Origin of the sequence: uncultured Campylobacter sp., from assembly GCF_937980635.1 — a bacterium.
Taxonomy (GTDB): domain Bacteria; phylum Campylobacterota; class Campylobacteria; order Campylobacterales; family Campylobacteraceae; genus Campylobacter_B.
The window spans coordinates 43640-50585 of sequence record NZ_CALJPG010000025.1 but is presented as its reverse complement, the minus strand read 5'-3'; the positions used below and the strand labels follow the sequence as shown (position 1 = coordinate 50585).

The following is a 6946-nucleotide window of genomic DNA, read 5'->3' as shown; positions in this document are numbered from 1 at the left end:
TAGTTTTAGCGATAATATGTGCTTTTATTATTTTAATATTATTTTCAACATTGAACACAGAAAAAAACACAAAAATAGGGAATTATACAATTACAAATTATAAAAGAACAAAAAAGCAAGAACAATGCAATAAATACATACAAGAAAATAAAAATTTAGTAAAGCAAGATAAGCAAACCGATCTTTATGAAATTTATAAACAAATAAAAATTGAAAATATAACAAAACAAAAAATGATATCAAAACGTAAAAAAGGCACAGAATATGAACTTTATATAGCAAAATATTTTAGAAATGAGGGTTATAAAATTTATATGAACGGATTAAACAACGGTAAAAAAGATGATGGGATCGACGTAATATGCCACAAAGATAAAGAAACGATACTAATACAATGTAAAAACTGGAAATACCCGATAGAGCAAAAAGACATAAGAGCCTTTATAGGAGACTGCCACGTATATGTAAATAAAAACGCTGCATTCTTAAGAAATAGAAAAATAAGGAAAATTTTTATAACTTCCAATGAGGAAACTAAAAAAGCCGTCGAGTTATACGTTAAAGAAAATCAGGCAGAAGTAGAGTATATAACGATACCTATGTTTGATTAAAACTACTTAGGAAAGCAAAAAATGAATAAACTAATCATAACAGCAATCTTAATTTTCGCTAGCCTACAAGCCAAAGAAAGCATGGAAATAAACGTATCGCCGAGCAATAAACAATACCAATTTGGCAAAAATATAAATTTAATTGGCACGTGGGAAGCGATAGAAACTCAATGCTGCGTAAATTTCATTTTTGGCAGATACGATAAAATAAGAATGAGATTCGATAAAAGCGGTAAAATTTACAAAGTAGAGAAAAACAAAGAAATTCCAACCGATATGATATGGAGTATAAATAATAACGGAGTAGTAAAAGTAGAAAAAGACGATAGCTATTATGAAAAAATAGGGTTAAACGATGCTGCTAAATCCATACAAGGCAAAATGGTAAAAGAGATATTCAAAGGAGTAGAAACAATAGAATTTCAAATCCTATCTAAAGAAAACGACAACTGCTTTATGGTAGAAAGAAATTTAAAACTATGCAAGATTTTAGGGAATTTACACACTGATCCCGACGAAGTGATCCAAATCGAAATGCACTAAATCCCTTTAAGCTTCAAGACAAAAGCCTCAATATTTAAGCAGAAACACTTAAATTCATATCAAAGGCGCGAAGTATTTTAGAGATCGTCTCAAATCTAGGCTTAGAGTTGGGTTTGAAAATTTTATAAAAGCTCTCTCTATTAAGATTAGCCTTTTTAGCTATTTTTTCAACACCATAGCTTTTTGAAATATACAAAAGAGCTCTTTTAAGCTCCTCTAAATCGCCGTCAGCTAAAACTTGATTTAAATATTCTTTTCTTACATCGTCATTATCTAAAAAGTTAGACAATTCAAAAGTTTTTAGTTCCATTATAGCTCCTTTAAAATTTCCTTAGCTTTTTCAATATCACGCGCTTGAGTGGATTTGTCACCACCGCAAAGCAAAATAATCAAAGTATCGCCTTTGAAAGTAAAATAAATTCTAATGCCGCCTGAAATAAAAATTCTAAGCTCATATATATCAGTAGCATTAGTTACGGATTTATAATCGCCAAAATAGTTCTCATTTTTTATTTTGTCGATACGACGCAAAATCGAAGCTTTGGCTTTATAATCTGATAAATTCTTATACCATTTTTCAAAGTATGGAGTATATTTTACTTGCATAAAGCTATTATATATTTTTGTAGCTTAATGGCTACTTAGGTGAACGAATTCCTCATAACCCGAAGGTCGGTGGTTCAAATCCACCCTCTGCAACCAAATATCTTTAAATTTATATCATAGCATCGTGACTTCAAAATTTTACTCTTGAATTCATTGCGGTATAAGAAAAATGTGTTTTATCTAAATCAGAGGATTTTATCTACTAAATTTATTTTTAAACTAATAGCTTAAAATTCATAAAGTCATCAAATAAGATACATTAAACTCTTTAAACTGTAAAATTTGCTGATTCATCTAAAATCTATGATTTATATTGTGTCGCCGATCTTGTTAATAGCATTATAAAGTATTGAAAGGACTTAAATTTACACAGAGTTTCTATCGTGACGTTAAAATTTTAAAGGTTCAAGAAAAGTTAAAAATTCCTTGAAAGTTTTTAACTTATCTTGAGTCAAATTTTATTTACCCGCTCGCCCGCTTGCAAAGACGGAAGTTATGGATGCTTATTCTTCATCTATAATTATCCATCTTTTTCTAGATTCTTCATCGTATTGCTTTAAAATTTCTATTATTCTATTCTGCAATATTTGCAGGGTTTGCATATATTTTGTAGGAATTAGCTCAAAAATATCCTCCAATTCGCAGCATTCGATTATTATATCTATAATGCGTTCATCGACCTTATTTTTTTCCAAATACGTTGAGATATAGGGTGAAAACAAAATTCTTTGGCTTTCATCTATGGTAATCGCTTTGTGTTCCAATGCCTGTAATGAGCCTAGTGCCATTAGCAAAACAGCCCTCTCGCCCACAATATCAATATTTTTCTCTAATATCATTCGGTCTCGCTCCGCCCGTATTTAATTTCATCTAAAATCATACAAATCTTCTCTTCGTCTATCTTTCCATAAAGGCAAGGGTTTGCCAGCTCAAATATGATCTCTTGCGAAATTTCATCCTCATATCCTATATCCTCGCGGCACTCGATTAAATTTGCCCATTCCTCAAGGAGCTCATATGAAATTTCTTTATCAATGACCCTATTTAAGATGTTTGCAATGGTATTTTTAGTTATCGTTACAAGTTCCGATTCGCTATTAAAGCCTATCTTTGCCAAGTCGCTTTTTATCGCGCTTATATTTTTAGAAAAATTTATTAAATTTAATAAAATATCTATTTTGGCCATCAATGCTGTATTTACCCTTTCGTCCTCACGCATCTATAACCATATCCTTATATTTTTCATAAAGCCTCGGTTTTAAAATTTTAAATTTCACAGCGTTTTTTCCTTATTCCTTTCCAAATTTAACGCCTTATCCGATCCTCTTTTTTACGCCGAATTCAAATTCGATCCGCTCGCTTAAAGCATACTCTATACTTTATGAAATTTCCTATACACAATCGAATTAAAATTTTCATTTAGGCACCTGCCCAGGGCTAATGACTGGGCAATATGCAAAGTCATCTCCGTTTCTAGCGCGATAATTAGTGATATATTCGATCGCCAATTCGAATGCATCGTCATCTTCTGCTTTAATACTCCAGCCGTCGTATGTGATGATGGGCTCATCGCCGCTTAGGCGATATACATCCCCTCCGACGATAAGCATATCTCTATCTCTTGCGATTTTTAGTACCTCCATTACATCGTCAAATCTCCAAGCTATAGCATAAATTCCGTACTCCTCTCTTAAGCGTATACCGCGCTCTAGCAGATCCTGCGGTACGATATTTACGTAATCCTCATCTATAAATGACATAATTCGCTCCTTTCAAGTATAAAATTAATACCATTTTTCTATATTGTCCTTCTTTACAAAATACTCTTTTTGACCGCAAGGATAGTAAATTTTACACCATTCGCCTTCGCAGGATTGGATAGGGATGACTATCTCATCATAATAAGCAAATTCATCTTTATCTTCATAGAAAATTTTACGAATAACGCCATCTTTAAATTTATATATAATTTTTTGATCTATTTTTTCGCCGCACTCGCCGTAAAAGGCACCGTCTTCGTGTTTTGCAAAAGTGATTTTATGCCCTAAAATCGTAGGGCTGCACCCATATAGGCATAACGCTACAAAAGATATAACAAAATTTCTCATCTCTCCTACTACTTAAAATACGCCCTATCTTTTATTTGGATACATTAGGTTATAAAGCCGTTGTATTTTATCCTTCTTGACATAGTACTCCGTATCGCCGCATGGATAGTAAATTTTACACCATTTATCGTCACAAGATTCTATCGGAACCATAGTTGATGTGCCATTATAATAGTGAGATAAGGTCTCTACTAGCTTATATTCATATTCACCGCTTTTTGGGCTTTTAGATCTTGAATATATATCTAAAAAATCCTCAAGGTTTCTCGGTACATAAAGTTTATCATGAGGTATAGAGTCATGAAAAATAAAACCGCAAGCGCTTTCAGATTTTGTACCCCGAGCAAAAAAGCGATTATTTAAGCTACACCCCGCTAGCAAAGCAACATATGCCAATGACAACATAACAAATTTATTCATTTCTTTCTCCTTTCTTCTATAATATTGCGTATCGCGTCTTGTACTTCTTGATGCTCTTGGCGTCTCTACTGCCGAATTTGGGCAAAATATACGCTTTGTTCATATGGAAAACCTCTAATGCAAAAAAGCCCCTAATAAGACTCCTAATATTTCGGAAAAGATTATATCTAAAATAAAAATGAAAGAAGCTGGAATAATTAAAATTTAGGATGAGCGCCCGTGTGCAGGAGCTAAATGGAACTGAAAATAAGTGATTAAAATTTAAAAATAGATAGTTGGTGGAGGTGTGCGGGATTGAACCGCAGTCCGAAAACAAACGACCAAAGCCTCTACATGTTTAGCAAAAGTGAAGTTCTCGCGCAGGCTCGCTCACTTTCCAAAACGACCCGCCGACGCAAAGACTAGGATTTCGCCCTACGGCTCGTCACGCCGCAGAGCTACGCTATCGCAGATTACCCGCCGCCGCGCTTAGATAGTATCGGCGCAGAGCAGGGCTCGACTGGACTTACGCAGCTTTAGCGTAAGCAGGAGCAAATTTAACGTTGTTTGCGTTTAAATTTAGTTTGGATTTTATACGCTGTATCCAAAGCGACATGCAGCCTTGACCCATCCGTTCCCGTCGAAGCCAAGTCACCCCCGAAAGAATGCGCGCGCATTTTACTTTAAAATTTTATAAATGTCAAATTCGGCTTATGTTAAAATTGCATAGAAATTTTAACCGAGCAAAGGAGTCAAAATGTCAAAAATCACGCTTTCCAAATTATACGAGATGAAAAAATCGGGCGAAAAGATCGCGATGATCACCGCCTACGACGCGCTTTTTGCTAAAATTTTCGACGACGAAGTCGATATGGTGCTCGTAGGCGACAGCCTAAATATGAGCTTCGGCGGGCATTCCGAGACCCTAGGCGTAAGCGTTGAGCAGATGATCTATCACGCGCGCGCCGTAAGACGGGGCTTAAAGCGAGCGTATATGGTCGTGGACATGCCGTTTTGCTCGTGCGCGACGCCAGAGCTTGCGCTGCAAAATTGCGCCAAAGTCTATGAGAGCACCGGCTGCGACGCCGTTAAGATCGAAGGCGGCGCTCATATGGCAGATACCGTGGCGCTGCTTAATCGAAACGGCATCGCCGTGATGAGCCACATCGGGCTAAAGCCGCAGTTTTCGCGTTTTATGGGCGGCTACAAGGTAAGCGGACGCGGAGAGGAGGGTGCGCGCGAGGTTTTAAACGACGCCAGAGCGCTTGCCGAGGCGGGTGCGGTGCTGCTGCTGGTCGAGGGGACGATCTGCTCGGTCGCAAATCAAGTGGCGCTCGGTACCGACATGCCCGTCATCGGCATCGGCGCTGGCGCGGGCGTGGACGGACAGGTGCTTGTGTGGAGCGATATGTGTGGATTTTTCACGGAGTTTCGGCCGAAATTCGTTAAGCGCTATCTAGACGGCGCCGAGCTGGTAAAAGGCGCGGTGCGCGAATACGCGCGCGAGCTCAAGGAGGGGAGCTTTCCGAGCGAGGAGTTTGAATATAAGCAATAGCGGGATTTGGGCTAAATTTTAAAATTTACGCGCCTAAATTCTGGCAATAAAACTACGTTTGTCTTAAATTAACGCTTTGTTTTCACGCCACAGGCTATGTAAACAGCTCGCGAAGCTTGAAATTTATTCGGCTTGAGCTATTGCGAGCGCTTTATCTAGTGCGAGAGATCGTAGGCGCTTTGGTGGGCAGATACTCTGCGTGGTATTTTATATGAGCCGTGCCGTGCGAGAGTTTGCGTGCTTCTGCATGCGGAGCGCTATTTCTTTCGCCGACTGCAACGCACGACGCTTTTCATGAACGCTCTCGCGCCTGCAGCTCTAAAATACGCTGCGAGCGCTAAATTTTACGCACGCAGTCGTAGAATACAAGCGCAAACCAGCCGTCAGGCCTAAACGGCTTATAAAATTTAAGGAGAAAATTTGGCTAAAGCTTTAAAAATCATCATAGCCACGGTTACGGGTTATTTCTTTATCATAGTGGTATTGCCTATTTTAATAATTTTGACGATATTTTTGCTATTTGAGTTCTTTTCCGTTGATAAAGATGCGATGGAGCTGAAAAAAGCTCCGCTAATGCAAAACTACGAGCAAAATCGCGAGAAATTTTTGGATCTGTTAGCTTTTGCCGATCGCAACTTCCCTAGAAATTCGCGCGTCATGATCGAAAGTGCCTACGGCGATGAGTATATTTGGATCGATATAGATGGCAATAAGACGAAATTTTACTCAAATTCCATTTTCAAAGATAATGCGCCGAGTATAGGCGAGGGGCTAAAGCTCATCGGCTGGGACAAAAAGACGTTTGCAGAGCTAAAGTCAAAGCTCGCGGCGATAAATGCTAGAACCATCGTGCTAAATAGAAGCGGTGACAACCGAGTACCTTGGGCGAGCATCACCTATAGCTATATGGAACACTTTGCCGATAGCTATGAGTTTTATGTTCTAAAGAGTCCAAAACTCGCCGAGCTTTACGCCAAGGGCTGCTCGAAAAAATTTCAAAGCGATGGCGTAGTATTTTTAGATGCAATTGAAATATCAGATTATAGAGTGCTTTGTAAGAGTGACGACGATAATAAAAGTGTCTTGATCAAAGAGAGCGATCGATAAGGCGTTGCGAGATTGCA

11 protein-coding genes and 1 other RNA gene are annotated in these 6946 nt (G+C 37.9%); 4 read left to right on the top strand and 8 right to left on the bottom strand.

Going from position 1 to position 6946, the window contains the following annotated elements; genetic code table 11:
* Both Q0460_RS08090 and Q0460_RS08085 read left to right on the top strand, forming a co-directional pair.
* A partial coding sequence (locus Q0460_RS08090) for a restriction endonuclease (protein WP_299086272.1) occupies positions 1–611 on the top strand: 611 nt, incomplete at its 5' end.
* 21 nt (positions 612–632) lie between these two features.
* Entirely contained in the window at positions 633–1154 is a 522-nt protein-coding gene (locus Q0460_RS08085; protein ID WP_299086271.1) for a hypothetical protein, read from the top strand.
* Positions 1155–1188: 34 nt separating this feature from the next.
* Here Q0460_RS08085 and Q0460_RS08080 read toward each other — a convergent pair whose 3' ends face one another.
* The 8 genes from Q0460_RS08080 to ssrA form a co-directional block, all read right to left on the bottom strand.
* Positions 1189–1464, bottom strand: a complete 276-nt coding sequence (locus Q0460_RS08080) for an addiction module antidote protein (RefSeq protein WP_299086270.1) — start codon at positions 1462–1464, stop codon at positions 1189–1191.
* Positions 1464–1760 carry a type II toxin-antitoxin system RelE/ParE family toxin gene (locus Q0460_RS08075; protein WP_299086269.1) on the bottom strand — a complete coding sequence of 99 codons (297 nt, stop codon included), beginning with the start codon at positions 1758–1760 and terminating at the stop codon, positions 1464–1466. Before Q0460_RS08075 ends, Q0460_RS08080 begins: the two co-directional genes overlap by 1 nt.
* A 503-nt stretch (positions 1761–2263) precedes the next feature.
* Positions 2264–2599, bottom strand: coding sequence for a DUF3969 family protein (locus tag Q0460_RS08070; protein ID WP_299086268.1), 336 nt, complete (start codon positions 2597–2599; stop codon positions 2264–2266).
* Positions 2596–2979: a hypothetical protein gene (locus Q0460_RS08065; RefSeq protein WP_299086267.1), complete on the bottom strand. Its 384-nt coding sequence runs from the start codon at positions 2977–2979 to the stop codon at positions 2596–2598. Before Q0460_RS08065 ends, Q0460_RS08070 begins: the two co-directional genes overlap by 4 nt.
* A gap of 196 nt (positions 2980–3175) precedes the next feature.
* Entirely contained in the window at positions 3176–3520 is a 345-nt protein-coding gene (imm40, locus tag Q0460_RS08060; protein ID WP_299086266.1) for an Imm40 family immunity protein, read from the bottom strand.
* Between the two features lie 24 nt (positions 3521–3544).
* Entirely contained in the window at positions 3545–3868 is a 324-nt protein-coding gene (locus Q0460_RS08055) for a hypothetical protein (protein WP_299086265.1), read from the bottom strand.
* Between the two features lie 24 nt (positions 3869–3892).
* A complete protein-coding gene (locus Q0460_RS08050; protein WP_299086264.1) occupies positions 3893–4288 on the bottom strand; it encodes a hypothetical protein in 396 nt (131 codons plus the stop codon).
* A 276-nt stretch (positions 4289–4564) separates the two neighbouring features.
* Positions 4565–4926, bottom strand: a transfer-messenger RNA (tmRNA) gene (gene ssrA, locus Q0460_RS08045).
* A 98-nt stretch (positions 4927–5024) separates the two neighbouring features.
* On the opposite strand from ssrA, the gene panB reads away from it, so the two are divergent.
* Positions 5025–5822: a 3-methyl-2-oxobutanoate hydroxymethyltransferase gene (panB, locus tag Q0460_RS08040; protein WP_299086263.1), complete on the top strand. Its 798-nt coding sequence runs from the start codon at positions 5025–5027 to the stop codon at positions 5820–5822.
* Positions 5823–6242: 420 nt separating this feature from the next.
* On the top strand, positions 6243–6929 hold the full coding sequence (locus tag Q0460_RS08035) for a hypothetical protein (RefSeq protein ID WP_299086262.1): 687 nt from the start codon (positions 6243–6245) through the stop codon (positions 6927–6929).
* Positions 6930–6946: the final 17 nt, after the last annotated feature.